This is a genomic window from Rhodanobacteraceae bacterium (genome assembly GCA_024234055.1).
GTDB lineage: Bacteria > Pseudomonadota > Gammaproteobacteria > Xanthomonadales > SZUA-5 > JADKFD01.
In genome coordinates this window covers 574,812-600,606 of record JACKOW010000001.1, presented here as the reverse complement: position 1 = coordinate 600,606, position 25,795 = coordinate 574,812, and the positions used below count along the sequence as shown (strand labels likewise).

At 65.1% G+C, this 25,795-nt stretch carries 20 protein-coding genes; 14 read left to right on the top strand and 6 right to left on the bottom strand.

Annotation, left to right across the window (positions count from 1 at the left end):
• Nucleotides 1-22: 22 nt before the first annotated feature.
• Nucleotides 23-1,006, bottom strand: a complete 984-nt coding sequence (lipA, locus tag H7A19_02410; protein MCP5473675.1) for a lipoyl synthase — start codon at nt 1,004-1,006, stop codon at nt 23-25.
• A 67-nt stretch (nt 1,007-1,073) separates the two neighbouring features.
• On the bottom strand, nt 1,074-1,739 hold the full coding sequence (gene lipB, locus H7A19_02405) for a lipoyl(octanoyl) transferase LipB (protein ID MCP5473674.1): 666 nt from the start codon (nt 1,737-1,739) through the stop codon (nt 1,074-1,076).
• A gap of 313 nt (nt 1,740-2,052) precedes the next feature.
• On the opposite strand from lipB, the gene H7A19_02400 reads away from it, so the two are divergent.
• On the top strand, nt 2,053-3,045 hold the full coding sequence (locus H7A19_02400; GenBank protein ID MCP5473673.1) for an RDD family protein: 993 nt from the start codon (nt 2,053-2,055) through the stop codon (nt 3,043-3,045).
• 447 nt (nt 3,046-3,492) lie between these two features.
• Here the strand turns inward: H7A19_02400 and H7A19_02395 are convergent, their stop codons facing one another.
• From H7A19_02395 to H7A19_02380, 4 genes are all read right to left on the bottom strand, one after another.
• Nucleotides 3,493-5,316 (bottom strand): hydrogenase, encoded by a 1,824-nt coding sequence (locus H7A19_02395; GenBank protein MCP5473672.1) that lies wholly within the window; start codon nt 5,314-5,316, stop codon nt 3,493-3,495.
• A gap of 170 nt (nt 5,317-5,486) precedes the next feature.
• A complete protein-coding gene (locus H7A19_02390; protein MCP5473671.1) occupies nt 5,487-8,831 on the bottom strand; it encodes a PAS-domain containing protein in 3,345 nt (1,114 codons plus the stop codon).
• Entirely contained in the window at nt 8,832-9,494 is a 663-nt protein-coding gene (locus tag H7A19_02385) for a response regulator transcription factor (protein ID MCP5473670.1), read from the bottom strand.
• 138 nt (nt 9,495-9,632) lie between these two features.
• Complete coding sequence (locus H7A19_02380; GenBank protein ID MCP5473669.1) at nt 9,633-11,819, bottom strand: TonB-dependent receptor; 2,187 nt, start codon at nt 11,817-11,819, stop codon at nt 9,633-9,635.
• Between the two features lie 661 nt (nt 11,820-12,480).
• Between H7A19_02380 and H7A19_02375 the strand changes: the two genes are divergently transcribed.
• The 13 genes from H7A19_02375 (at nt 12,481) to rodA (ending at nt 25,677) form a co-directional block, all read left to right on the top strand.
• Complete coding sequence (locus tag H7A19_02375) at nt 12,481-13,035, top strand: RNA polymerase sigma factor (protein MCP5473668.1); 555 nt, start codon at nt 12,481-12,483, stop codon at nt 13,033-13,035.
• Nucleotides 13,032-13,763, top strand: a complete 732-nt coding sequence (locus H7A19_02370) for a hypothetical protein (GenBank protein ID MCP5473667.1) — start codon at nt 13,032-13,034, stop codon at nt 13,761-13,763. The genes H7A19_02375 and H7A19_02370 overlap by 4 nt, the downstream gene beginning before the upstream one ends.
• 13 nt (nt 13,764-13,776) lie before the next feature.
• Entirely contained in the window at nt 13,777-14,874 is a 1,098-nt protein-coding gene (locus H7A19_02365; GenBank protein ID MCP5473666.1) for a tetratricopeptide repeat protein, read from the top strand.
• Between the two features lie 228 nt (nt 14,875-15,102).
• Nucleotides 15,103-17,415, top strand: a complete 2,313-nt coding sequence (locus H7A19_02360) for a protein kinase (protein MCP5473665.1) — start codon at nt 15,103-15,105, stop codon at nt 17,413-17,415.
• Nucleotides 17,416-18,210: 795 nt separating this feature from the next.
• Nucleotides 18,211-18,768 carry an RNA polymerase sigma factor gene (locus H7A19_02355; GenBank protein MCP5473664.1) on the top strand — a complete coding sequence of 186 codons (558 nt, stop codon included), beginning with the start codon at nt 18,211-18,213 and terminating at the stop codon, nt 18,766-18,768.
• The gene (locus H7A19_02350) at nt 18,765-19,121 is read left to right on the top strand and encodes a hypothetical protein (GenBank protein MCP5473663.1); all 357 of its coding nucleotides are present in this window, start codon (nt 18,765-18,767) and stop codon (nt 19,119-19,121) included. Before H7A19_02355 ends, H7A19_02350 begins: the two co-directional genes overlap by 4 nt.
• Complete coding sequence (locus H7A19_02345; GenBank protein MCP5473662.1) at nt 19,121-19,318, top strand: hypothetical protein; 198 nt, start codon at nt 19,121-19,123, stop codon at nt 19,316-19,318. The genes H7A19_02350 and H7A19_02345 overlap by 1 nt, the downstream gene beginning before the upstream one ends.
• Nucleotides 19,308-19,994 carry a DUF3106 domain-containing protein gene (locus H7A19_02340; GenBank protein MCP5473661.1) on the top strand — a complete coding sequence of 229 codons (687 nt, stop codon included), beginning with the start codon at nt 19,308-19,310 and terminating at the stop codon, nt 19,992-19,994. The genes H7A19_02345 and H7A19_02340 overlap by 11 nt, the downstream gene beginning before the upstream one ends.
• Nucleotides 19,995-20,256: 262 nt before the next feature.
• Nucleotides 20,257-21,309: a rod shape-determining protein gene (locus H7A19_02335; protein MCP5473660.1), complete on the top strand. Its 1,053-nt coding sequence runs from the start codon at nt 20,257-20,259 to the stop codon at nt 21,307-21,309.
• An 11-nt stretch (nt 21,310-21,320) separates the two neighbouring features.
• Entirely contained in the window at nt 21,321-22,193 is an 873-nt protein-coding gene (mreC, locus tag H7A19_02330; GenBank protein ID MCP5473659.1) for a rod shape-determining protein MreC, read from the top strand.
• A 2-nt stretch (nt 22,194-22,195) separates the two neighbouring features.
• The gene (gene mreD, locus H7A19_02325) at nt 22,196-22,699 is read left to right on the top strand and encodes a rod shape-determining protein MreD (protein MCP5473658.1); all 504 of its coding nucleotides are present in this window, start codon (nt 22,196-22,198) and stop codon (nt 22,697-22,699) included.
• Between the two features lie 27 nt (nt 22,700-22,726).
• Complete coding sequence (mrdA, locus tag H7A19_02320; protein ID MCP5473657.1) at nt 22,727-24,571, top strand: penicillin-binding protein 2; 1,845 nt, start codon at nt 22,727-22,729, stop codon at nt 24,569-24,571.
• Nucleotides 24,568-25,677, top strand: a complete 1,110-nt coding sequence (gene rodA / locus H7A19_02315) for a rod shape-determining protein RodA (GenBank protein ID MCP5473656.1) — start codon at nt 24,568-24,570, stop codon at nt 25,675-25,677. The genes mrdA and rodA overlap by 4 nt, the downstream gene beginning before the upstream one ends.
• Nucleotides 25,678-25,795 lie beyond the last annotated feature (118 nt).

Below are 25,795 nucleotides of genomic sequence, written 5' to 3'. Positions count from 1 at the left end.
TTTGTTGCTGTCTGGCGCGATCTCAAGCGACGACACCCGCAGCGTGCGCCTGCAGGTCGGCGTGATAGGACGAGCGCACCAGCGGACCGCTGGCCACGTGGCTGAATCCCAATTCCTCGCCGAAGACGCGCAGAGCCTCGAATTCCTCCGGCGTCCAGTAGCGCATCACCGGGTGGTGGTGAGCGCTGGGCTGGAGATACTGGCCGATGGTCACCATCTCGACGTCGTGGGCGCGCAGGTCGCGCAGCGCCTGATGCACTTCATCCAGCGTTTCACCCAAGCCCAGCATGATTCCGGACTTGGTCGGTACCGTCGGGTGCTGGGCCTTGAAGCGCTGCAGCAGTTTCAGTGACCAGTCGTAGTCGGCACCGGGTCGAACTTCTCGATAGCGTTCGCGTACCGTTTCCAGATTGTGGTTGAACACATCGGGTGGTCCGGCCAGGAAAACCTCCAACGCGCGCTCCATTCTGCCCTTGCCGCGGAAATCCGGCGTCAGTATCTCGACCACGATTTGCGGGCTGAGTTCCCGCACGGCTCGAATACAGTCGACAAAGTGCTGGGCGCCGCCATCGCGCAGGTCATCGCGATCGACCGAGGTGATCACGACATAGCGCAAGTTCATGTCGCGGATAGTGCGAGCCAGATTCGCCGGTTCATGGACATCCGGTGGTTTCGGGCGGCCATGGCCGATATCGCAGAAGGCGCAGCGTCGGGTGCAGATATCACCCAGGATCATGAAGGTGGCAGTGCCCTTGCTGAAACACTCGTGGATGTTCGGGCACGAGGCCTCTTCGCAGACGGTCACCAGCTGATTGGCGCGCAGACTGGCCTTGAGGCGCTCGACGGCATTGCCCTGGGGCAGACGCACCCGAATCCAGCTGGGCTTGCGCAGCGCCGGCCGGTCCGGATCAAAGGTGACCGGATTGCGCGCAATCTTGCTTTCGCCGAGTTGCTTCTCACCCACCACCAGGGCCGGAATGGTCTTGTCAGCTTGCAGTTGGGACATGGACTTCTCTGGGACGGGGACAATGACTCAGCATGAATCGTACACGCTGGGCGCCAGCCGAAAGTGATCAGGCCGGCGTGGGCTGCGGCAGATCGGTGGCAATTTGCGGCAGAGCGGCATGCCCGAAATTCGCACAGAATCGATGCAGATAACGTAATGCCAGCTCCGGCAGGGCCGGTGCCGGCTGAAAATCGGCGATCTGGGTGACTTGCAGACCCTGGTAGCCACAGGGATTGATGCGGCCAAAGGGCTCCAGATCAAGGTCGGCATTGAGCGCAATGCCATGAAAGGTACAGCCACGACGCACCCGGATGCCGATGGCCAGGATCTTGCGCCCGGCAACATAAAGGCCTGGCGCGCCTTCGCGGCGCTCGGCATCAATGTCGAATTCCGCCAGCAGATCGATGCCTACCTGTTCCAGCCGCTGCACCAGCTCGCGCACGCCCAGACCCAGTCGGCGCAGATCCAGCAACGGATAGGCCACCAACTGACCCGGGCCGTGATAGGTCACCTGGCCCCCGCGATCCACCGGAATCACCGGGATATCGCCGGGCGCCAGCACATGTTCGAGCTTGCCGGCCTGCCCCAAAGTGAAGACCGGTTCATGGTCCATCAACCAGATCTCATCCGGCGTGGCGCTGTCGCGGGCATCGGTATAGGACTGCATTGCCCGCCAGATGGGCTCATAGGGCTGGCGCCCGAGCCAGCGGGCCTGAATTGAAGGAGTGCTCATCGGCGAAGGATAGCGCGGGCGACGCGGCATTAGCGCCGGCATGGCACTGCCATTTCGAGCGCCGTGCCTCACCGAACACACTGCAAGGCGTTGATCTGAGGGCGCGAGGGCGCGAGGACACGATAGAGCTGCGATCTCGCCGCTCGCCCGCCTTTTCGTGCCCTCGCGCCCTCGTGCCCTCTCGCCCTCCCATGTTTGATGCACAAAAAATGCACACCGCCCGGGGCGATCGGGACTCTCTCAGGACTGGCGATCAGGTGCCGGTGTGTCCAGTATTGGCAGCGGTGACCGAAACCAGGCGCGGGTGGACTCCATGATTGAAAGCGGCGATGGCTGGTTTGTGGCAGATCGCGAAGGTCAGGCCACGGGACCGCTGACGCGACCGCAGCTGCTGGAGCTGCGCGAGCAGGGCAAGATCGGCGATCAACACCTGGTGTGGACCCTGCGCCAGGCCGAGTGGGTGCCGCTGCGGCGAGCGCTGGGCATGGGCGTCAGCACCGCGGATGCCCCTCCCAAACCGCCCATGTCGCGCGCGAGCACTGCCAAGAACGGCCAGAAGCCTGCCGCCAGGGCATCGCGTTCCGGTGACAGCCAGAAACGCGGTGGCAGCCAGGCGACCGAGGTCCCGGCCCATCGCAAGGGCCCGGCCTGGTCCGACCTGTCCACGCACAAGGCCGAGGCGGTGCCGGCTACCGAGACCCTGCTCAAAGCCGACAAACGCAAGGCACTGACGGCGCAAAGCCAGGAACGGGCTGGAGAAGCCTTGCGCCGATTCTTTGCCCGCCAGATCGACCTGGCCCTGCTCGGCGGTATCACCTGGGCGGCAGTAAGCATGATCGGCATCCGCACCGGCGCCTGGCTGCTGTCCACTCCCGACCAGGAGATGCAGCAATCGGCCATTGCCGCGCTGGTGCTGTTGCTGGTGCTGGCCTTGCCTCTCGAAGCCCTGCTGCTGGGCTTGAGCGGTTACACCCCCGGCAAGTGGCTGCTCGGCTTGCGGGTGGTAAACGGCCGGGGCGCCGCGCCAGGCATGTCCACAGCCTTGCAGCGCGCAACCCGCGTGGCACTGACGGGGCAAGCGCTGCTGATTCCGCCCTTCGTGCTGTTCACCTACGCGATCGCCTTCGGCAAGCTCTCCAACAGCGGCTTGACCGCCTGGGATCACACGCTGGGACTGAAGGTGCAGCGCACGCCACTCAGCAGCAATCAGTGGTGGCTGGCGCTTGGCGCCCTGGTGTTTGCCTGGGTGATGGTCATGGACGGCGTCTGGATGCGGATCGCGTACGAGATCTTGGCGCGGTATTGAGTCCAACTCGGGACACGGGACACGGGACACGGGACACGGGACACGGGGCACGGGGCACGGGGCACGGGGCACGGGGCACGGGAAAGGCTGCGGCTGTGTCGCTTGTAGGTCCAGACTTGTCAGGACCCACAGGAGCGCAGAAGCGGCGTCATTGCGAGCCACCTGTATCTCCCGACACTGCGCACGGACCATGAACCACAAGCTGCCTGCAGGAGCGACCTCGCGTCGCGACCGGCAAGCCGCACGTCCGCATCAGCGGTCGCGCCGCAAGGGCGCTCCTACAGGTGAACGAAGCAAATCAACGACTTGCGATATGGGTTCATGGAGAGCGCAGCGAAGCAATCCGGAGACAGGGCCGCAAACTCCCGGATCGCTTCCTCACTTCTTTCTTCGCAAAGACCGCAGATCAGGGACATGCTGGTCCCGAGTCCCGTACCCCGCCGCGACTCAATCCGGCACCACCAGCCGCTCGCCCTGCAGCCCGATGGCGTCTCTGCCGGGATCGGCCCGAACCTGACCCAGATGGGCCTGCGTCAGCTTCGGTACGCCACCGTCAGTGGCGGCGCCTCGGCGCTGGCTGCGCACCACCTGGCTGGGCGCCGGCGGTGGCCCGCCCCGCAGCTGTGCATGGACCTGATCCAGAGCCTGATAGAAGTACGGCAGCAAGGGCACATGGCGCTCGGCGTAGGCGGGCTGCATCAGGAAGGCATCGAAATGCTGAGCGTGCTCGATCTCCCAATAGGAGAGCTGACGGGCGCCGTGACGCAGAGCGGACTCGACGTAGGGTCTGGCCGTTGCGCCGACTGGTATCAATCCATCCTCGCGACCATGAATGATGACCACAGGTCGATCCGGCAGGATACCCAGCGCCCGAATCTCGCGCTCGCCCTTGCGCAGACGATCGCCGATCGGAGTTGCCGAGTCGTAGGCCTGGCGCAGACAGCCTAAGCCGGCCAGCGCCGGATCTGCCGCATCCCCCTGCGGACCGATGATCTGCACGCCGGCGCTGGGCGCGATGCCGGAGGACGTGGCGAACCAGAGCGCGCGGTCGGCGGCCGTTGCCGCCCGCGGTTTGCCCTCGGCATCGACCATGGCGAAGCGATAGCCGCACAGTTGCTCGTCGGCACCGGCCCTGGCGTAGCTCTGGGCGTAGGTCACGGCCACCGCGCGCCAGATGTCGGCGGCGATGTTGGTGGCATTGTTGGCCAGCGCGGTGGGCGGAAATCCAAGCGCCCGCAAGCGCGCGTAGGCTGAGCGTGCCTGGGCTACGGTGTCGGCACCATGGACCCAGCCGCTGGCTGCCAGACTGGCGCATCGGGCTTCAAACTCGGCCTTGCGCAGCACCAGATAGGGTGCCAGCGGCGTGCCGGCCATCTCCGGAATGAGCTGCGCGCAGGGCGCAAGCAATGCCGCCTGAGTGGCGTAATCGAGCAGGCTCGGCACGCCTTCAATGCTGATCTGGGGTGCGGCAGCCACTACGGCATCAATCAGACCCTCGTCATCCTGCTCGATCGCGTGCAAGACCGCGCCGGCGCCATTGGAAATGCTGGCAGCGATGACCCGGGTGTTGCTGGCACGAAAGCGATGACCTGGATACTTGTCCTCCAGCAGCAACAACGCAAAACGCGTCGCCGACAAGGTCATGCGCCCCCAATGGGCCTCGGGGTTGTCCTTGGAATGGGCATGCTTGACAGCCACACCGCGAACCGCCGAGCTGAAAGGCGGTGCGGCATCGGCATTGAAGCCGGCATTCGGACCCGGTGCCACGGGTTCGCCGTCGATGGACAGGCCGATGGCAGCGTCCAGATCGTAGAAACCCGTACCGGCACCCTTGTCGGTGTAGACCACGGCACAGCCGTGCGACAGCGCCCAGGCGCCGGCTGTGGCCAGAGCGCCGTAGACCCCGCGCGAGCCCGACACAGGCGCTACCACCAGGCACGGGTTCTGGGGATCAAAAGTGTCGGGGATCTGCAGCAGCACGCCGTGCGGCTGCCACAGGCCAACCTCGCCGATCCAGGCACTGATCTCGACGCCAGGAACGGCCTGGATATGGCCATAAAGCTGACCATAGCCACCGCCGGCCGACAGATCGGCAATACCCCGCCAGTTGCCATAGTAGGCCAGGCGTCTGCGCCCAGTAGCATCGCTCCCGACCACCGGTGGCTTGGCATCGGCAAGCCCCGATAGGCCCAGACCGGCCGTGAGCAGATCGTCAGAGCGCAGTTCCTGGGCGGTGGGTACTGATCGGGTCAAACTGGAATCCGAATTCATGGTCGCGCAACCTCCGAGCGCGAGCAGCAGCAACATCAGGGTCTGGCGCATGGGTCTGGCAACAAACGAAGTTGGCGCGATCCTACGCTGCGGCACGGCCGGGGACCATTGCCCGATCGGGCATGGGAGTGGGAGGCCGAGCGCACGCGATCGGCAGCCAGCGGCAAGACTCAGGTCCAGATCCGCGATAGCAGCGAGCGCAATGCCAGCGGCTTGATCGGCTTGTGCAAGAGGTGAATCTCGTGCTCGACGGCAAGCGCGCGCAACTCCGGGCCATGGTCGGCACTGACCAGAATGGCCGGGCAGGCGCCAAACTGGTCCAGCAACCGTTGCCGCAAGGCCAGACCGGTATCGCCGCGGTCGAGGTGGTAATCGAGAATCCACGCGTCCACCGGGCCTTGTGCCAGCAAGGCACTGGCCTGCTGCCCATCGTTGGCGCTGAGCACCTCGATGCCCCAGGTTTGAAGCAGCGCCGACAGCGCGCGCACGCCCTCGGGCTCGTTGTCGACCAGCAGCACCCGGCGCCCGCTGGCGATGGGCCGCGGCATCGCCGAAGCCGGTGCTGCGGCCTGAGGCACCGGCGCACAGACTGGCACTCGCACGCCAATCAGGGTGCCACGGCCAGGATGGCTTCGCAGCACCATCGGCAACTCCAGCAATCGGGTGATGCGCGCCGCGATCGCCAGCCCCAGACCCAGCCCTTCAGGTGCTGCCTCACGCGCGGTGGGCAGGCGCTGGAACTCGTCGAATACCCGCTCGCGATCGGCCTCGGCGATGCCCGGACCGGTGTCTCCAACCAGAAACTCAGCCAGATTGCCGCGTCGCCGCACACCGATCAGGACATGGCCACGCTGGGTGTAGCGCAGCGCATTGGCCACGAAGTTCTGCAGCACCCGTCGCAACAGTTGTGGATCGCTGTGCAGCCACAGACTGGACGACACCATGACCAGCCGCAGTCCACGTTCGGCGGCCATCAGCCCGAACTCGGTGGTCAAGGTGTCGAGCAACTCGCGCGCCGGAAACGGCCGTGGCCGCGGTGTCAATCCGCCGGCGTCCAGGCGAGACAGATCCAGCAGTCCGGCCAACAGGGTTTCAGTACTGCCCAGCGCGCTGGCAATGTTGTGCACGCTGCCTTGGTACTCGGGGTGCTTGAGTTGCTGGGCCAGAGCGTGCGTGAACAGATTCGCCGCATTCAGCGGTTGCAGCAAATCGTGGCTGATGGCGGCCAGAAAGCGGGTCTTGGCCTGATTGGCACGCTCCGCCGCCTGGGTGGCCGCCAACAGTTCGCGGGTGCGCGAATCGACCCTGGCCTCCAGGGTTTCATTGGCGGTCTTCAGGTCCGACTCGGCCCTTCGAAAGGCGCTGATGTCGGTGTAGGTGCTGACGAAACCGCCGCCGGCAATGGGGTTGCCGCGGATCTCGATGACGGTGCCATCCGGCCAGTCACGCTCAAAGACGTAGGCCGAACGCTGTCGCAGATAATCCAGCCGCCGCTGCACCAATTCGTGGAGACTGCCTTCACCCAACAGGCCGCGCTCGGCGTTGTAGCGGAACAGATCAGCCACAGGACGGCCGACCTGCAGAAATCCCGGCGGATAGCCCAGCAGGGCCTCGTAGCGCTGATTCCAGGCGACCAGCCGCAGTTCGCCATCGACCACGGCGATCCCCTGGCTGAGATTGGCCAGCGCGGTGTCGAGAATGGCATGGCTGAAGGACACCGCTTCACGCGCCTCACCGACCACCTGGGTCATGGCCTGCAGCTCGCCGCGAGCACCACGGCGGGCGGCGTCCAGCAGGAGCCTGGCCGAAGCCGCTCCCACCAGCGCCGAGAGCTCCAGTTCGACCGCGCTCAGGGCTTGATCATCGGCGGCGGTGGCGGCCTCATCGAGCGCTTCTGGTCCCATCAACTGGGCCACGCGCCCGCGTTCGAGCAGGCGCGCCGCCACTTCGCGCAGCTCGGCACGGGTCAGCGGTCGACCACCGTCACCGGCGCTGGCGCTCTCGGCTTCGCTGCGCGACACCCAGATCAAGACCAGCACATTGATCGACAGACTCCAGAACACCCCATGGGTCAGCGAATCCAGCCCCCCCAGGCCAAACAGGCCGTGCGGTGACAGGAAGCCGATGCCGCCGGGGCCACTGGCCAGCCAGCCGGCCGCGCCAACACCGTGCGCCAATGCTGGCAACAGCAAGGTATAGGCCCAGAGAGCCGAGCCTGCCGCCAGACCGGCGAGCACGCCGCGGCGACTGGCGCCTGGCCAGTACAAGGCCGCCAGGACCGCCGGCGCCAGCTGCGCGAGTGCCGCAAAAGCCACAGCACCGACATCGGCCAGCACCTCGCCAGCACCGATGAAGCGCGAATACAGGTAGGCACTCGCCATCACCGCGACGATCACCGCACGTCGCTGCCAGAGCACGCGCAGACGCAGATCGCCACCGGAACCCGGCAACAGCAGCGGTGTCAGCCAATGGTTGCCGACCATGATGCCCAGGGTCAGCGTGGCCATCACCACCATGCCCGAAGCCGCGCTCATGCCGCCAAGGAAAGCCAGGATGGCCAGCGGCTCGGCGCCTGATTGGAGTGGCAAGCCGAGCACGTACAGATCGCTCGGTATGGCGCTGCCGGCCAACGACAGCTGTCCAGCCCAGGCCAGCGGCAGCAGGAACAGGCTGATCAGCAGCAGGTACGCCGGAAACAGCCAGCGCGCAGAGCGTACATGCGCCGGATCACGGCACTCGACCACCGCCAGATGGAACTGGTGCGGAAGGGAGATCATGGCCAGAGCGCCGAGCAGCACCAGGGTGAGGAAATTGCCACCCGGCGGGGTCGGCGCCGGCAACTGCCGTGCAGTTTCAGCCAGATCGCCGAAACCGCCGTGGAGCGCGAACACCGCGTAGCCTCCCACGGCCAGCAGCGCCACCAGCTTGATGATCGATTCGAAGGCCATGGCCAGCACCACGCCATGGGCACTGGCGCTGGTGCGGCGGGTACCGAACACCATTGCAAACAGAGCCATGAGTGCAGCGGCCGGTGCTGCGCTGTCGCCCCAGCCGCGCGGCGTCTCGGTGAACAGGGCGCTCGCCAGCAGATCAAAGCTCTGCGCCACCGCCTTCAGCTGCAGTGCGATGTAGGGCACCAGCCCGATCAGTGCGATGCCCGTGGCCAGCGCGGCAACCCCGGTGCTCTTGCCGAAACGCGAGGCCAGCAGATCGGCGATCGAGGTGCTGTTGCGACGCCGCGCCTCGTCAACCAGTCGCTCCAGCATTGGCCAGGCCAGCAGGTACAACAAGATCGTGCCGACAAAGGTCGGCGGCACCCACCAGCCATGGCGCATGGCCTGGGTGACGGTGCCATAGAAGGTCCACGAGGTGCAGTAGACCGCCAGCGACAAGGCGTAGATCCAGGCCCAGCGCCGCGCCAGACCCTGCGGTCGGCGCTCGCCGTAGACCGCGGCGGCAAACAGCAAACCCACCCACAACGCGGCGCCGCAGACCAGCAGCGTGCCGGCCTGCACTCAGACCACCTCGATCTGCCGTGCCGGATCGGTCAGTTCCAGCTGCCGCAGGAAAACACCGGCCTGGGTGCGGTTGCGGGCGCCGAGCTTTTCGAAGATGGCTTGCAGATGAGCCTTGACGGTGCGTTCCTGGATGCCCATGCGATCAGCGATCTGCTTGTTCAGCTGGCCCTGCGCCACCAGCTCCAGCACGCGATATTGCTGCGGCGTCAAGCTGGCCAGTCGTCGCGACAGATCCTGATCGCGCACGCTGGCAATCTGCGCCCGACCCTGCAAGGCCGGTGGCACCCAGGTTTCGCAGGCAAACACGGCATTCAGTGCGGCGCTGATCTCGCCCGGGGCGGCACTCTTGGGAATGAAGGCCTGGGCGCCAAAGTCGATGGCCCGGCTGATCACGGCCGGGTCGTCGTTGGCCGAGATCATGGCCACGGCAACCGCTGGGTGACGGCAGCGGATCGAGGCCAATCCGGCCAGCCCATGACTGCCGGGCATATGCAGATCCAGCAGCACCAGATCGGTATCGGGATTGCTGTCCAGCCAATCGTGCACCGCATCCAGCGTCGCGACTTCCACCAGCTTCGCACCCGGCACCAGTTCGCGCAGCGCCTGTGTCAATGCCGCCCGGAACAGCGGGTGGTCATCGGCAATCAGGATGTGCGTCATGGCGGCGGTCTTGTCCACGGGTGCAGCTTACACGAGGGCACGAGGGCACGAGGGCACGAGAATACGAGAGCTTGGGCCGACCTGCTTTTACGTGCCCTCGTGCCCTCGTGCCCTCTCGCCCTCGTGCCCTCGTCCCCGTCAGAACTGATAGCTCGCTGTCAGCGACACCGTTCGCGGAGCGCCGTAGAAGCCGGTCAGGATGCCGAGTGCACCGATGTTGTAGCCGGTGGTGCGGTATTCCTTGTCGGTGAGGTTGTTGCCTTCCAGCGCCAGTTTCCACTGGTCATCCACCTGCCAGATCACGCCGGCACTGAGCAGGCCATAGCCGTCCTGAGCGATGGCTTCGGACAGATCGGTGGTGGGATAGACCTTGCTCTGATAACTGTAGCCCACTCGGCTGCGGATCTCGCCGCCGGACTCCAGCGGGCGGATGTACTGCAGCGAGATGGCACCGGAGAATTCGGGAGCATTGGTGAACTTCTGGGTATCGGAGACATCGACGCCGGCGCTGATGAACTCATCGTACTCGGCGTCCAGCCAGGCCAGATTGCCCTGCACCACCCAGTTGTCGCTGAGCTGGCCGAACAGTTCGAGTTCGATACCCTGCACTGTGCCGGCGCCGGCGTTGGTGAAGTCACCAAAGAAGGCGGGCGGGTTGCTGTTGGGAATGGTCGTGAAGATGGACAGCTGGATGTCCTTGTAATCACTGTAGAAATAAGCCGCGTTCAAGAACCAGTTGCCGTCGGCCAGTGCCATCTTGGCGCCGAGTTCCCAGGTGGTGACCTGCTCATCATCGAAGGGTCGACCAGAAGCCGGCACCGCCGAGATGTTGGCGCGGATATTGAACCCACCGCTCTTGAAGCCGCGCGAGGCCAAGCCGTAGAGCAGGGTGTCGTCGGTGATCTGATAGTCGATCGAGACCTTGGGCGAGAAGTTGGTGAACTTCACCGAGTCGTTCAGATCCGACACCGTGGCAGTGGCTACGGTGTATGTGGCATCGCTGAAGGATTGATTGAAGATGTCGACCTTCTTCTCTTCGCTGGTCCAGCGTCCGCCAACGGTCAACGCCCACTGGTCGTTGAAGCGCCAGGTACCTTCGCCGTAGAACGCGATTGAATCGGTGTCGACCTGGCCATTGGTGTTGCCGAAGACGGCGTTGAAGAAGTTGTTGAGTACCGTGCCCCCGGCTTCGCCCTGGAACCAGTACAGACCGGCGACGCCCGACAGCTGACCACCGGCATCGTAGTTGAACTGGAATTCCTGACTTTGCTGGTTGTCGCGGTAGAAGGCCTTGACGTCGGCAATGATGTTCGGAAGCGTGTCGAAATCGATGTTGGTCTCGGTGTCGGACTTGCGATAGGCGCTCACCGACTTCATCGACCAGTCGTCATTGAGCTTGAAGTCGAGCGTGAGGCTGTAGCCCTCCATCGTGGTGTCATTGATGTTGGGCATGCCGTTGCGCACGTCATAGCGATCATCCAGCGGCAGTGCCGTGGGCGCGAAGCGGTTGGCCGCCAGCATGCGGGCGCCGCGCACGGCGGAGGCATCGTCGATGCCGTCGGCAGTGAAGCGCATCGAGAACTGCTCGCTGCCGACATAGCCGAGCGTGAAGCGACCGGCCATGATCTCCTTGTCGCTGACATCCTGGCCGGTGAACTTGTTCTCGCCGAAGCCATCGCGGCTGAGCGAGGCACCGGCAAAGCGGGCCACCCAGCCAGAGTCGGACAGCGGGACGTTGACGCTGAACTTGCCGTCCTGCTGGTTGTAGCTGCCGGCCGTCAGACTGATGTTGCCGCCGAAATCCGGACTGAGCGCGCGCGAGACGTACTTGATCGCGCCGCCGATGGTGTTCTTGCCATACAGCGAACCCTGCGGACCACGCAGCACCTCGATGCGCTCGACATCGAACACATCCAGCAGTGCACCCTGCGGGCGGGCAATGTAGACATCATCGAGATAGATACCCACGCCCGGATCAACACCCCAGAGCGGATCGGACTGACCGACACCGCGAATGTAGGCGGTCACCGTGCTGGAGGAACCGCGCGCGGCGTAGATGGTCATGTTCGGCACCTGGGCACCCAGGTCGGACAGATCCTCGACGTTGAAGTCCTCGAGCTTCTGGTCGCTGAAGGCGGTTACGGCAATGGGCACTTCCTGCAGCGTTTCTTCGCGCTTGCGGGCAGTCACCGTGATGGTCCCGAGCTTGGCGGCCTCGGAGCGATCGGCGTCCGTGCCGGCGGGCTGATCCTGGGCATGCAATGCAGTCGCCGGCAGGGTGGCCAGCGCCAGCGTAAGTGCAACGGCAAGACGATTGGGCTGCAGCGACATGAGCGTATTCTCCCCTTCAAGACGGCTATGCGACATGGCAGCGAAGGCTAGGCCGCGCACCGGGTTCGGCCTAGTTGTCCATTGGTACAGGCTGGCTCGATGGTTGTCGGTTGTCGGTTGTCGGTTGTCGGTTGTTGGTTGCCGGTTGGTGCTTGGTGGTGGCGCACACTTGGATTAGCGTCACTGCGAGCGCAGCGACGCCTTTGTCCACTGGTAGGAGCGCCCTTGTGGCGCGACCACTACTGTGGACCTGCGGCTTGCCGGTCGCGACGCGAGGTCGCTCCTACAGGCGGGTTTGTGGTCCATGGCACGTGCGCAGTGTCGGGGCGAGACAGGTGGCTCTCCATGAACCCATATCGTAAGTTATTGATGCGTCATTGCGAGGAGCGCAGCGACGAAGCAATCCAGGGTAGCGCCGCACATCCCTGGATTGCTTCGCTACGCTCGCAATGACGCCGCGGGGTTCATAGCCCGTGGGCAGTGTCGGGCCGAAACAGGTGGCTCGCAATGACGCCAGGATGTGAGCGCGACCGAGTCCCGAGTCCCGAGTCCCGAGTCCCGAGTCCCGACAACCGACAACCGACAACCGACAACCGACAACCGACAACCAGGATCGCGGCGTAACCTTTCCCCCGTCATCCTCGTCCAAGCCCGCATGCACCCTGAATCCGACTCAGCGCTGGTGGAACGCTGTCGCCGTGGCGACATGCGGGCGTTCCAGCGTCTGTTCGAAACCCATGCGCGCTCCTGCCACGCGGTGTGCGCGCGCCTGCTCGGCGATCCTGCATTGGCTGAGGACGCGCTGCAGGAGGCCTTTCTGAAGGCCCACCGGCGGCTGGATCAATTCGACGGACGGGCTTCGTTCGGCACCTGGATGCACCGGATCGCGGTCAATACGGCGATCGAGTTCCTGCGCCGACGGCATCCCGAGGACATGAATGCGGACATGCCAGCCGACCTGGAAGATGAGCTGGCCGATCCTCAGGGCCAGGCCAGCCAGGCCGAACTGGCCGTGGGCATCGGCGCGGCGCTCTCGCAATTGACGGCGCTGGAGCGCAGCGTCTTCGTCCTTCGGCACCTGGAACAACGCAGTCTGGCCGAGATTGCGCTGACGCTGTCGAGCAATGTCAACGCCTGCAAGCAAGCCATTTTTCGCGCAGTGCGCAAGATGCGCGACCACCTCGCCCATTTTGAAACGAGTACATCATGATCAAGCCCAGCGATGAGGAACTGCTGATGTTCCAGTTCGGGGAGGATCTGGGCCCCGAACACATGGCAGCGATCGCAGCCGCGATTGCCGAGGATCCACTCACGGCGCGGCGCTATGCCGAACTGAGACGCTTGCTGGATGCATCCGGCCAGGCGTTGTCTGCTCCCGAACCTGACCCGGAGTTCGAGTCCCGGATCTGGCGCCAACTGCGCCCGCGGGTACAGGCGCAGATGCCCAAGCCAGAGCGCCCAGGCTGGTTGAGCTGGCTGGCACCGGCCCTTGCCCTGGCTGCCAGCGTCGGCCTGGGGCTGGTCATCGGGCTCAACTGGCGCGAGTCGGTGCCCGAGGTTCCGGCAGCGCTGACCGCGAGCCTCAGCGATGATGGTGGCCAGCGGGTATTGGCAGCCCACCTGTCACAACACTTGAGCCAGACCGAGCGACTGCTGCGAGTGGCCAAGAACGGCGATGATGTTGACCTGGGCGCGCTGGCCGGCAGCCTGATCGAGGGCAACCGACTTTATGCCGCAGCTGCCGAGCGCGCCGGCAAGCCGGTACTGGCGCAATTCCTGATCGAGCTGGAGCCGGTGTTGCTGGAACTGGCCAACGGCGACGCCGATGGCGGCCTGGGTGGTGCCCGCCTCGCCCAGGAACAGATTCGCAGCCGCGATCTGCTGTACCGGCTGCAGGCGCTGGAGGCGCTGCAAGGCGCGGCAACGCAACGACTTTGAACGGACATCCATCATGATTCGCCATTTCACTCGATCACTGCTGTTGTGCCTGGCCCTCACCGGACAGGCCTTGGCGCTGCCCGGCGAAGATCTGCCCAGCGCGACGCGGCAAGCCAGCAGCCTCTATCGAGCCGGTCACGCAGCTCTGGACCGCCAGGACTGGCTGGCTGCGGTGCAGCAGTTCAGGAACCTGGAAGAATCCCTGGCCCGCAGCGGAGGCGCCGGCCGCGATGCCGCCTTGTACTGGCAGGCCTATGCGCTGGATCGCTCAGGCGACCGGGCCGGCGCCATCGGACTCAGCCAGAAACTGCTCTCCGAGTACCCCGACAGTGCCTGGGCAGACGATGCGGCCGAGCTGATGGGCGCCGACAGTCCGGCCGACGAGAGCCGGATCATGGCCCTGGACGCACTGATGATCAGCAGTCCGGACAAGGCCGTCCCGATCCTGTCGCGAGTGCTGGAGGGGGACCACAGCGAGCGCATCAAGAAGCGCGCACTGTTCATCATGGTGCAGCTCGATGCAGCTGCCGCCGCGACGGCCATCGAGAGCATCCTCGAAGGCAAGGGCTCGGCCGCACTCAAGCGCGAAGCAATCCAGACACTGGCTCTGGCCGGCGACGCCAGCGCAGCAGATCGCCTGGTCGCTTACTATCAGCGCGAGAGCGACGACAGTCTGAAGCGCGCGGTGATCGATGCCGGACTGGTCAGCGGCCGCCCGGAACTGGTGTTGCGGCTGGCCCGCAGCGAAACCGATCCCGAGCTGCAGAGTCACGCCATTCGGGTGCTGGGCGCCATGGGTCAGTCCGCCAAGGTGGCCGAACTGCTGCCCTCCCTGACCGATCGCGATGCCCAGCGCAGCGCCATCGATGCGCTCGCCATCGCCGGCGACGTGGCCAGCCTGAAAGCCTTGGTCAGCGGCGATCAAGCCCTGCCGCTGCGGCTGCATGCGGTCCGCGCCTTGAGCATGGTGCCTCCCGCGCGCGGAGTGCCCGCGATGATCGAGCTGTACCGGGCGCCGCAGCCCGCGGAAATCCGCAGGGCGCTGCTCCACGCCCTGAGCTCCAGCGGTGAGAGCGCCGCCCTGGAGGCCATTGGTCAGACGCTGGAGTAGCTGGCGGGCACGAGGGCACGAGGGCGAGAGGGCACGCAGAATCAAAAGCTCGCGCCAAGCCAGCACTTACGTGCCCTCGTGCCCTCGTGCCCTCTCGCCCTCTTGCCCTCGTGCCCTCTCGCCCTCGTGCCCTCTCGCCCTCTCGCCCTCGTGCCCTCTCGCCCTCGTAGCAGCGCTTTTCCCCTGCCCCGTGCCCCGCGCCCCCTCCTTCATGCCATCATCGGCGCAATGAGCGCCGATCACGTCCCCAACATTCCGGGTTACCGCGTCCTCAGTCCTCTGGGGCGGGGCGGTATGGCGTCGGTGTACCTCGCCATGCAGGAATCGGTTGAACGCGAAGTCGCGCTCAAGATCATGGCGCCACAGCTGTCGGCCGACCCGACCTTCGGCGAGCGCTTCCTGCGCGAGGCTCGGATTGCGGCCAAATTGCACCACCGCCACGTGGTCAGCATCTTCGACGTGGGCGTCTACAACGGCTTTCATTACTGCACGATGGAGTATCTGCCGGGCGGCCCGGTCATGCGCCGCGGCGACAAGCCGCTGGCTCTGAAACCGGCCCTGCGCTGTATCCGCGAAATTTCCATGGCGCTGCATTACGCCCAGGAAAAGGGCTTCATCCACCGCGACGTCAAGCCCGACAACATTCTGCTGCGCGAGGATGGCACCTGCGTGCTCGGCGACTTCGGCATTGCCCGGGCCGCCGATTCGGGCACGATCATGACCAAGACCGGCTCGGTGGTCGGCACCCCGCACTACATGAGCCCGGAACAGCTGCGCGGGCGCGCCATCGACGGCCGCGCCGATCTCTACAGCCTGGGCGTGGTGTTCTTTCAACTGATCACCGGCAAGGTGCCGTTCGAGGCCAGCGATTCGCTCGCCGTCGGCATCATGCACATGACTGCGCCGATCCCGCAGCTACCGTCTGAGTTCAAGATCCTGCAGCCTGTACTTGACCGGATGCTGGCCAAGGAACCGGGCGATCGCTATCAGACGGGCGGCGAGATCGAAGCGGCGCTGGCCGCCATCGAGAAGCGCCTGGATGCCGGTGACACCGATCCTTCAGGCAATGGCGAGTCCCGCACGCAGCCGGTGCGCGTCGCACGAAGTTCCGGCTACGACACCCAGGGTGCAGTACGCACCGAACCCCAGATCGGTCGCATCGATGCGATGGACGAGGGCGGCCTGCGCGCGACCCCACGCCCCCAAGCGCGCCCGCGAGCGGCATCGGCACCGGCCCCGCGGCGCGGAATCTGGTGGTTTCTGGCAGCACTGGTGCTGCTGGCCGGCCTGGCCTATTGGCAGAGACCACTGGTCACCGCCTGGGTGACGGAAGCCCTGAAGCCAGCGGCAGCGCCCACGCCCACAGCGAATCCAGCGCCGGCCGTCAGCACGAACCCACAGCCCGAGCCCGGATCGAGCGGAAATCCGGTCGCCAGCGACCCGACCCCACCGACGCCCGATCCGACATTGCCTGTTTCTGCTGTTCGTGAGCTGGCAGAGGCTCGCAGCGCGGAAGCAGCCGGGCGACTTGCCGGCGCCGATGGCGCACTGGCCGCCTTTGTAGCGGCCCAGCAGATCGACCCGGACAATCCGGAAGCCCGCAGCGCCATCGACCGCATCGGCAAGGCCCTGGCCGCCCAGGCGCGGACCTTGATTGTGGCCAATGACCTGACCGCTGCCGCCGACTTGCAGCAGCAGTTGGCGGCCGTGCCGGCGCTGGCCAGCACCGCCAGCGAGCTGGACCAGGCCATTGCCGAAGCTCGCAAGCAGCAGCAGAGAGGCGCGCAGATCCCGGCACTGCTGGCCGAAGCCGAAGACCTCGCCGGCAAGAACCGCTGGGTGGAGCCGCGAGGCAACAGCGCTGCCGACCGCTATCGCGCCGTGCTCGCCCTGGAGCCCGGCAACCGCGAGGCAACAGCGGGACTGGATCGTACAGTCCGGTCTGCCATCGCTCAGGCTGAGTTGGCCATCGAGACCGGCCAGTTCGATCGCGCCACCGATCTTCTGAAACGCATTCAGGCACTGGCGCCCCGCAGCCGCGGCCTGACCGATCTGCGCGAGCGTCTGGAGGACGCGCAGGCCCGAGCCCGTGGCCCGAGTCCTGAGCAGTTGGCCAGGCATGACCAGTTCATTCGTGAGGGTCGGCAGGCCTTGGCGAACGATCAGTTGCTCGAGCCTCCAGGCGACTCTGCCTACGACAAGTTCCGCAACGCGATGAACGTCGATCCGCGCAGCGCCGATGCCAAGGCCGGCATGGAGGCTATAGGCCAGAAGCTGCGCGAACGCATCGATCGCAATCTGGCTCAGGGGCGCGCTACCTACGCCGATGCCGATATCTCAGCACTGAATGCCGTCGATCCCCGCTATTCCGGCATGAGTGAGCTCAAGCGCAGGGTGGCCGAGACCTATGCCAGCAACGGCCTGCGTTCACTGGAGCGCGGGTCTGCCGAGCAAGCCCGCGAAGACCTGAAGAACGCCGAGAAGCTGGATGCCTCGGCGCCTGCAGTCAACCAGCTGCGCGCTGCCCTCGGCGGCGGCTGAACTCTGGCGGGGGCGGCCTGCCGCGCTTGCCGCCGGGCTCGCTACGGAATTTGAGAATCCCCTGAGCTTTTTCACCTAAATGGCCGTGTGCACAGCGTTCTTTGCGTTTGTCCACAAGGGCTGTGGATAACTCTGTGGAAGAAACCAGGCGCACCTTGCTGCGACGCCGCAAGCTGTCCGCCGAAGACCCCGGCAGCAAACCAGGATTTTCCGATATTTCCTATTTTTATCAGTCACTTGCACTAAGATCATCGAGGTCTCCCAAGATCCGGATCCGGCATTGATCTCGAGGCCGCGTGTTGTGCAAAACTTTTCGAGCTCGCGCTCGAAACGCGGCGAACCGGATGAAAATGTCAAGCCCAAAATGGGCTTTTCCGCACAAATTTTTTTCACTTCAACTTAGCTCCGATTGCTCAACGCAAACTCACGAAGTTGCGCTAAGCCCCAGTCAGCAAAGACGAAAATCTGGATATCCACACAAGCTGTGGATAACTTTGTGGATGACCGCGTGGATAGAGCCCGGAAAGCCCGTCAGAACGGGCTCGCGCGCAGCTTGGCGACTTCCTGTCCAGTTCGAACAAATACATACAAAACAATGACTTGAGTTTTTTTGGCGTCACCATGTTGACAATTTTGAAACAAATCCGTCCAACCCTCCTGCCCTGTGCAAAACCCCTGGCGATGCCTGCGCTTGAGAGGCACTGTCAACCGTGCTTGCGCATGAACGTTGAACGGGGTGACTCTGACAGACCCGAATCGACGATGATCGCGCTGCAAACCGTCCACGCCGAGACCATGCCCGAACGCGACGAAGCTGCCACTGCGCTCCGCCTCAAGCTTGATCGATTCTTGAAGGCGATCGAACGTCGAGCCCTGCGCATGGCCGAATTCGCCTGCGGCAATGTCGACGACGCCCTGGAACTGGTGCAGGACAGCATGTTCGGGTTCGTCAAACGCTACGCCGACAAGCCCGAACTGGAGTGGCCACCCTTGTTCTGGCGAATACTGGACAGTCGCATCCAGGATCACCATCGGCGGCAGAGCGTGCGCGGCCGCTGGCGGGTATTTCTGCGCAGTGACCGCGATACCGAGGAAGATCCGCTGGCGGCAGTGGCCGACACTGTCGCCAGCAGCCCACTGGACCGCATGCAGGGCGATCAGGCAGCCTTGGCCATCAATGCCGCACTGCGAAGCTTGCCGGACCGGCAGCGCCAGGCCTTCCTGCTGCGCATCTGGGAGGGCTTTGACGTCGCTGCCACCGCTGGCGTGATGGGCTGCTCGGAAGGCAGCGTCAAGACCCACTTGTTTCGGGCCATGGAAGCGCTCAGACGGCGCCTGGAGGAGCACCGATGAAGCCGAACGATGAAGCCTTGATGGATCAGATCAACGCGCACCTGAATCAGGATCTCCAGCAGCTGGACGGGCACACCGCGTCACGCCTGAACCGAATCCGTCAGGCGGCACTGGATCAGGCGCTGATGCAGCGCCAACGCCGGCCCTGGCAGATGCCGCTGTACGCATTGGCCAGTTGCGCCGCCGTGGCGCTGGCCCTCAGCCTGATGTGGCGGGTGCCCGAAGCACCGGCGCCGGTCGCAGCAGTGCAGAGCGTCGACGACTTCGAGTTGCTGGCGGGCGCCGAAGACCTGGAAATGATCGAGAACCTGGAGTTCTACGCGTGGCTGGAACAGCAGTCCTTGGATGGTTGATGATGACGCTCGCCGGTACCGCTGCCGATCAGTCTGCCACGGTGGAGCCCAGTGCCGACCTGTTGCTTTACCTTGCCGAGTTCGAGGATGCCGCTGGTGATTTCGTTGATCCGATGACGCTTGAGGAGGCAACTGCCCCCGCGCCGCAGCTCGAATCAGACGCCGACAACAGCGATGACGATGACCATGAACGCTAGCCGCCTGTCGAAGCTGATTCGCCCGCTGCTGATCGCGATCGGTCTGTGCCTGCTGAGCGGGCTGGCGCAGGCCGAAAGCGCACTCGGCTGGAAGGAGCTGAGCCAGGACGAGCAGCGCATCCTGGCACCGCACCAGAACGATTGGGGGCAGCTGGATCCGGTCACCCAGCAGCGACTGCTGCGCGGAGCGCGGCGCTGGTTGACGCTGAGCCCGGAGCAGCGGGTGGCGGCCGCGCGGCGTTTCGGCGAATGGCAGGACCTGCCCGACGAGCGCCGCGAACAGATCCGCCAGCGCTACCAGGCCTTCAGGGACTTGCCCCCGGAACAGCAACGCGAGTTGAAGCAGTCCTTCGAACGCTTCCGCTACCTGCCACCGGAGCAGCGCGAACTACTGCGGCAGCGCTTCCTGAACATGAGCCCGGAAGAGCGGCGCGGTTTCCTGACCGGCTTGAAGGCCACCCGGGAGGCCGATCGCGCCCGCAACCAGTGGCTGCAGATTGCGCCGGAAGACCGGGCAGCCACGCGAGAGATGTTGCAGGCCCTGACGCCGCCCGAGCGGCAGAAGCTCCGCAGCCTGATGCAGGGGCGCGATGGCGAGGGTCGGCGTCAGCTGCATCGGCAGCTGCTGGACATGAGCATTGCCGAGCGCCGTGAATTCCTGAGTCGTCAGAACTGAGCCGCCCCGGCGCCTGCCGGCCGCCCAGATGCTTGCTCAAGCTGAACACGGGGCAGGCATTTGCCATGCAAGTGCCCAATTGCCCGCAAGTTGCGAGCATTTAGCTTGTTCGCTCTGCCTTGCACTTGTTAGATTTCGGCGTCTTGTCGCACCCAGTAAGCGCGCGCCCGACTGCCAGGGCCGGCGCGACTCCGAAATTCAGCACACGGCTGCCCGCCCGGGTTGGCGATCCCGAGCGTCCCGTATCGATCAGGTTCCCCACATGTTTGGCTTCAAGCAGCTGCGCGGTTTGTTTTCCACCGACCTTTCCATTGACCTTGGCACCGCCAACACCCTGGTGTACGTGCGCGGCCAGGGCATCGTGCTCAATGAGCCCTCGGTGGTGTCCATCCGTCAGGATCGCGGTCCGGGCGGTCCACGCTCGGTGGCGGCGGTAGGCGCCGAAGCCAAGCGCATGCTGGGGCGTACACCCGGCAACATCATGACCGTGCGCCCGCTGAAAGACGGTGTGATTGCCGACTTCACCATGACCGAGGCGATGCTGCAGCACTTCATCCGCAAGGTGCATCCGAACCGTCTGTTCCGACCCAGCCCGCGCGTGCTGGTGTGCGTGCCCTGTGGTTCCACCCAGGTCGAGCGCCGCGCCATCCGCGATTCGGCCGAAGCGGCCGGCGCCCGCGACGTGTTCCTGATCGAGGAGCCGATGGCCGCAGCCATCGGCGCCGGCATCCCGATCCATGAAGCGCGCGGCGCCATGGTCATCGACATCGGTGGCGGCACCTCGGAAGTGGCGGTGATCTCCCTCAACGGCATCGTCTATTCCAATTCGGCGCGCATCGGCGGTGACCGTTTCGATGAGGCCATCATCAACTACGTGCGCCGCAATCACGGCACGCTGATCGGCGAGTCCACGGCCGAGCGCATCAAGATCGAAGTCGGCTGCGCCTATCCGTCCAGCGAGGTCCGCGAACTGGAAGTATCCGGTCGCAACCTGGCCGAGGGTGTGCCGCGCAACATCACCATCAACTCCAATGAGATGCTGGAGGCGCTGCATGAGCCGCTGTCCGGCATCTGCAGCGCGGTCAAGATCGCACTTGAGCAGACTCCGCCGGAACTGTGCTCCGACGTGGCCGAGCGTGGCATTGTGCTGACCGGTGGCGGCGCGCTGCTGCGCGACATCGACAAGCTGATCGCCGAAGTCACCGGCCTGCACGTGCACATTGCCGATGACCCGCTCACCTGCGTCGCCCGCGGCGGCGGCCGGGCGCTGGAACTGATCGACGAACACGGTCCGGATCTGTTCGCGAACGACTGAGCTTGGGAACCTTGAATACCGGCACTCAGACCCAGGCGCCGTTGTTTGCCGGCGGTCGGCCGGGAACCTTGAAGCTGGTCGTGCTGCTGGCGCTGGCCATCATGTTGATGCTGGCCGATCGCCAGCGCGGCTTCCTGGTGGCAGTGCGCGAACGCGCGCTGACCCTGACCACACCGGTGTATCTGCTGGCCGCCCTGCCGGCGCGCACGCTGGACTGGTTGCGCCTGGCCATCGGCGATCGCAACAGCCTGGCCGCCGAGAACCGGGCGCTGCGCGAGGCCCTGCTGATCACCCAGACCGAGCTCTACCAGCGTCGCGCCCAGAACGCAGAACAGGCACGGGCCATGGAGCTGCTGGGGGCAGCCCGACACCAGGCGGTCGCCGGTACGCTGGTGCGCCTGATCGATCTGGATCTCGATCCTTTCCGGCACCGCTTTCTGCTTGATCAAGGCGCCAGCGCCGGCCTGGCGCGCGGCGATGGCCTGATCGATGCCCTCGGCATCGTCGGACAGATCAGCGCCGTGGGCGAACACAGCGCCTACGCCATCCTGATCACCGATCCGAATCATGCGCTGCCAGTGGAAGTCTCGCGCAATGGCGTCAAGTCAATCGCCTATGGCACCGGCGACGCCAACCGACTGGCCCTGCCCAATCTGCCGTTGAGCGTGGATCTGGTGCCAGGAGATCGTTTGTTGACGACGGCCGTCGGCGGGCGCTTCCCGGCCGGAATTCCGGTTGCCGAAGTGACCGAGGTCGAGCGGCCCACCGACGCCGCCTTCGCCATCGCCTATGCCCAGCCGCTGTCGGCGCTGGGCCGCAATCGGGAACTGCTGGCGGTCAAGCCAACCCCTGTTGATGGCCCGCCTGAACCGGACGGTCCCTGAGCATGCGCGCTGCACGCGGCAGTTACCGGTTGTTCCTGATCTCGGTGGCGGTGGCGCTGCTGCTGACGCTGCTGCCCATGCCTACCTGGCTGGCCGTGATGAAACCCATGAGCCTGGCACTGGTGCTGGCCTACTTCGCGCTGGAGGCGCCGGAAGTGGCCGGTCTGGGACACGCCTTCGTGCTGGGTCTGGTGGCCGATGTCTTCTACGGCGGCCTGCTCGGCGAGCATGCCTTGCGGATGGTGATCCTGGTCTATCTGACGCTGCGCTTCCGCCACCGACTGCGCTTCTTTCCGATCTGGCAACAGGCTGGCGCCATTTTCGCCCTGCTGCTGAATGATCGGGTGCTCGATCTGTGGATCCGTTTGATGAGCGGTTCACCCTGGCCACCGGTGCTGTTCTGGCTGACACCGATTGTCGGCATGACCGCCTGGCCCTGGGTGTTTCTGCTGCTGGACGGATTGCGCCTGCGCCGGCGCCAGGCTCAACGCGAACGGAGTGCTTGAGTGGCCGGGCCCCGCGGACGCACGCCGATCAAGGACCAGCAGTTCGAGGCCGCACTGTTTCAGCGTCGTGCCGTGCTCTCCTTCCTGGTGATCCTGGTCGTCATCGGCATCGTGCTCACGCGCTTTGCCGACCTGATGATCGTCCATCACAGCGAGTACGCAGCGCGCTCGGAACGCAATCGGGTGAAGCTGCAGCCGCTGCCACCGGCGCGCGGTCTGATTCTCGATCGCAAGGGCAGGATCCTGGCAGACAACCGTCTGGCCTACCGCCTGGAGCTGGTGCCGGAGCGCGTCACCGACATGAAGCAGACGCTGGACGAGCTGGCCCAGGTCATCAACTTTGACGAGGAGGAACGCGAACGCTTCCTGGCGCTGGTCGCGGCGCGACGGCGTTTCCAGAGCCTGCCCTTGCGGCTGCGCCTGAGCGAGGATGAAGTGGCGCGCTTCGCGCTGGAGCGCTACCGATTTCCCGGCGTCGACGTGGTGCCCTACCTGACCCGTTTCTATCCGCAGGGCGAGTTGTTCGCGCATGTGGTCGGTTACGTCGGCCGCATTGATCCGGCGGATCTGGGCGAACTCGATGCCGAGCGCTATGCCGGCACCACCCATGTGGGCAAGACCGGCATCGAGCGCTTCTACGAATCGCAGCTGCACGGCGAAGTGGGCTTCGAGCGGGTGGAGACCAACGCCGAGGGGCGCGTACTCAGAGTGCTCGAGCGCTCACCGCCGCGAGCCGGTGACAACGTCTATCTGTCAGTGGATGCCGATCTGCAGCAGGCGACGGCCGATGCCATGGCCGGTGTCAGCGGCGCTGCGGTGGCCATCGATCCGCGCAATGGCGAGGTACTGGCCTTTGTCAGCGTGCCTTCCTACGATGCCAATCTGTTCGTCAATGGCATTTCCAGAGCTGACTACAAGCGGCTGCTGGAAGCCCCGGGACGCCCCCTGTTCAATCGCGCGCTGCAGGGCGGCTACGAACCAGGCTCAACCCTGAAGCCGTTCATGGCCCTGGCTGGACTGGAACTGGGCGTGCGCGATGCCAGCTACACGATCTTCTCCACCGGCGTCTTCCAGATTCCCGGACAGGAGATCAAGTTCCGCGACTGGCGCCGAGGCGGTCACGGCCGGGTGGATCTGGTCGAGTCACTGGCACAATCGGTGAACAGCTACTACTACCAGTTGGCGCTGGATCTGGGCATCGATCGCATGCATGCCTATCTGTCACGCTGGGGCTTCGGCGAAACCACCGGCATCGACCTCTACGGCGAGGCCGCCGGCATTCTGCCCTCGCGCGAGTGGAAGCGGGCCCGCTTCAATCAGGCCTGGTATCCCGGCGAAACCGTCATTGCCGGCATTGGTCAGGGCTTCAATGTCGCCACGCTGCTGCAACTGGCCAGCGCCATTGCCACCCTGGCCGACGGTGGCCAGCGCTACAAGCCTCATCTGGTGCATGCCCTGCGCCGCAGCTTCGACCAGCCGCCGGTGCCGTTGGTACCGGAGAAGATCGGCGACAATCTGGTCCGCGACCCGGCCCATCTGGCGCTGGTCAAACGCGGCCTGGAGGCCGTGCTCAACAGCCCCTCAGGGACAGCACGGGCCGTGGCCGAGGGGGCCCCCTACCGAATGGCAGGCAAGACCGGCACAGCCCAACGCGTCAGTCGCAACCGTGACACCGAGGTGCAGGCGGTGCTGCGGGAGGGTCAGAAGAACCAGGCCCTGTTCGTCGCCTACGCACCTGCCGAGGCGCCCCGCATTGCCGTCGCTGTGGTCGTGGAACAGGGTGGCTCCGGCTCGGCCTCTGCAGCGCCGGTCGCGCGCAGGATCTTCGACGCCTGGCTGACCGGGCCGACCGCCACCGAGTCAGCGCCATGAAACTGGAAGCCCTGATCACCCACTGGACGCGCCGCTTGCTGCAGTCACTGCTGCCGACCCAGGTCGACGTGCCGCTGATACTCGCGCTGCTGTTACTGGCCGGCACCAGTCTGGCCGTGGTCTGGAGTGCCGGCGCTCAGGATCCGGACATGGTGCTCAAACAGGGCATGCGCTTTGTCCTCGGCTTTGCACTGATGGCGGTGTGCATGCGCATCCCGCCCTCCACCTGGCGACGCTGGACGCCGTGGTTCTATCTGGGCTGCATCGCTCTGCTGCTGGCGGTCATTGCTCTGGGCGAAGGCAAGGGCGCACAGCGCTGGCTGGATCTGGGTGTACTCCGCTTCCAACCGTCGGAGTTGCTGAAACTCAGCCTGCCGATGATGCTGGCCTGGTACTTCCATGACCGGGTGCTGCCCCCCGGACTGGGCGCGCTGATCAAGGCCTTGATGCTGATTGCACTCCCAGCCGGTCTGATCGTGATTCAACCCGACCTCGGCACCGCGGTGCTGGTCGTGGGCAGCGGCGCATTCGTGATCTTCCTGGCTGGCATCTCGTGGTGGTGGATCAGTGGGCTGATGCTCATGGGCGCTGCCAGCCTGCCCGTGGTCTGGCACTTCATGCACGACTACCAGAAGAATCGGGTCTACCAGTTCCTGGCGCCCGATTCCGATCCGCTCGGCAGCGGCTGGCAGACCATCCAGTCCAAGATCGCCGTCGGTTCCGGCGGCTGGAGTGGCAAGGGCTGGACTCACGGCACCCAGTCGCAACTGGAGTTTCTGCCCGAACGCCATACCGATTTCGTGCTGGCCGTGTTCAGCGAGGAATTCGGCTGGATCGGTGTCACCTTGCTGATGCTGGTGTACGCCTTCGTGATCGGACGCTCGCTATGGATCGCCGCCAACGCCCGCGACACCTACGGACGCTTGTTTGGCGGCGCCATCGCCATGACCTTCTTCATCTACATTCTGGTGAACAGCGCGATGATCACCGGCATGATGCCGGTCAAGGGTGTGCCGCTGCCGCTGATCAGCTATGGCGGTACTTCGGCCGTGTCCTTGCTGGTGGCCTTCGGCATCCTGCTGTCGATCAATGCGCATCGCCGGTGAAGCTGGTTGTGGGTTGTTGGTTGTCGGTTGTCGGTGGGTGGAGTGGGTTCACGCGGAGGCGCGGAGGTCGCGGAGAAAAGCGGGCGCCGGCCCGTGTAGGTCCAGACAAGTCTGGGCC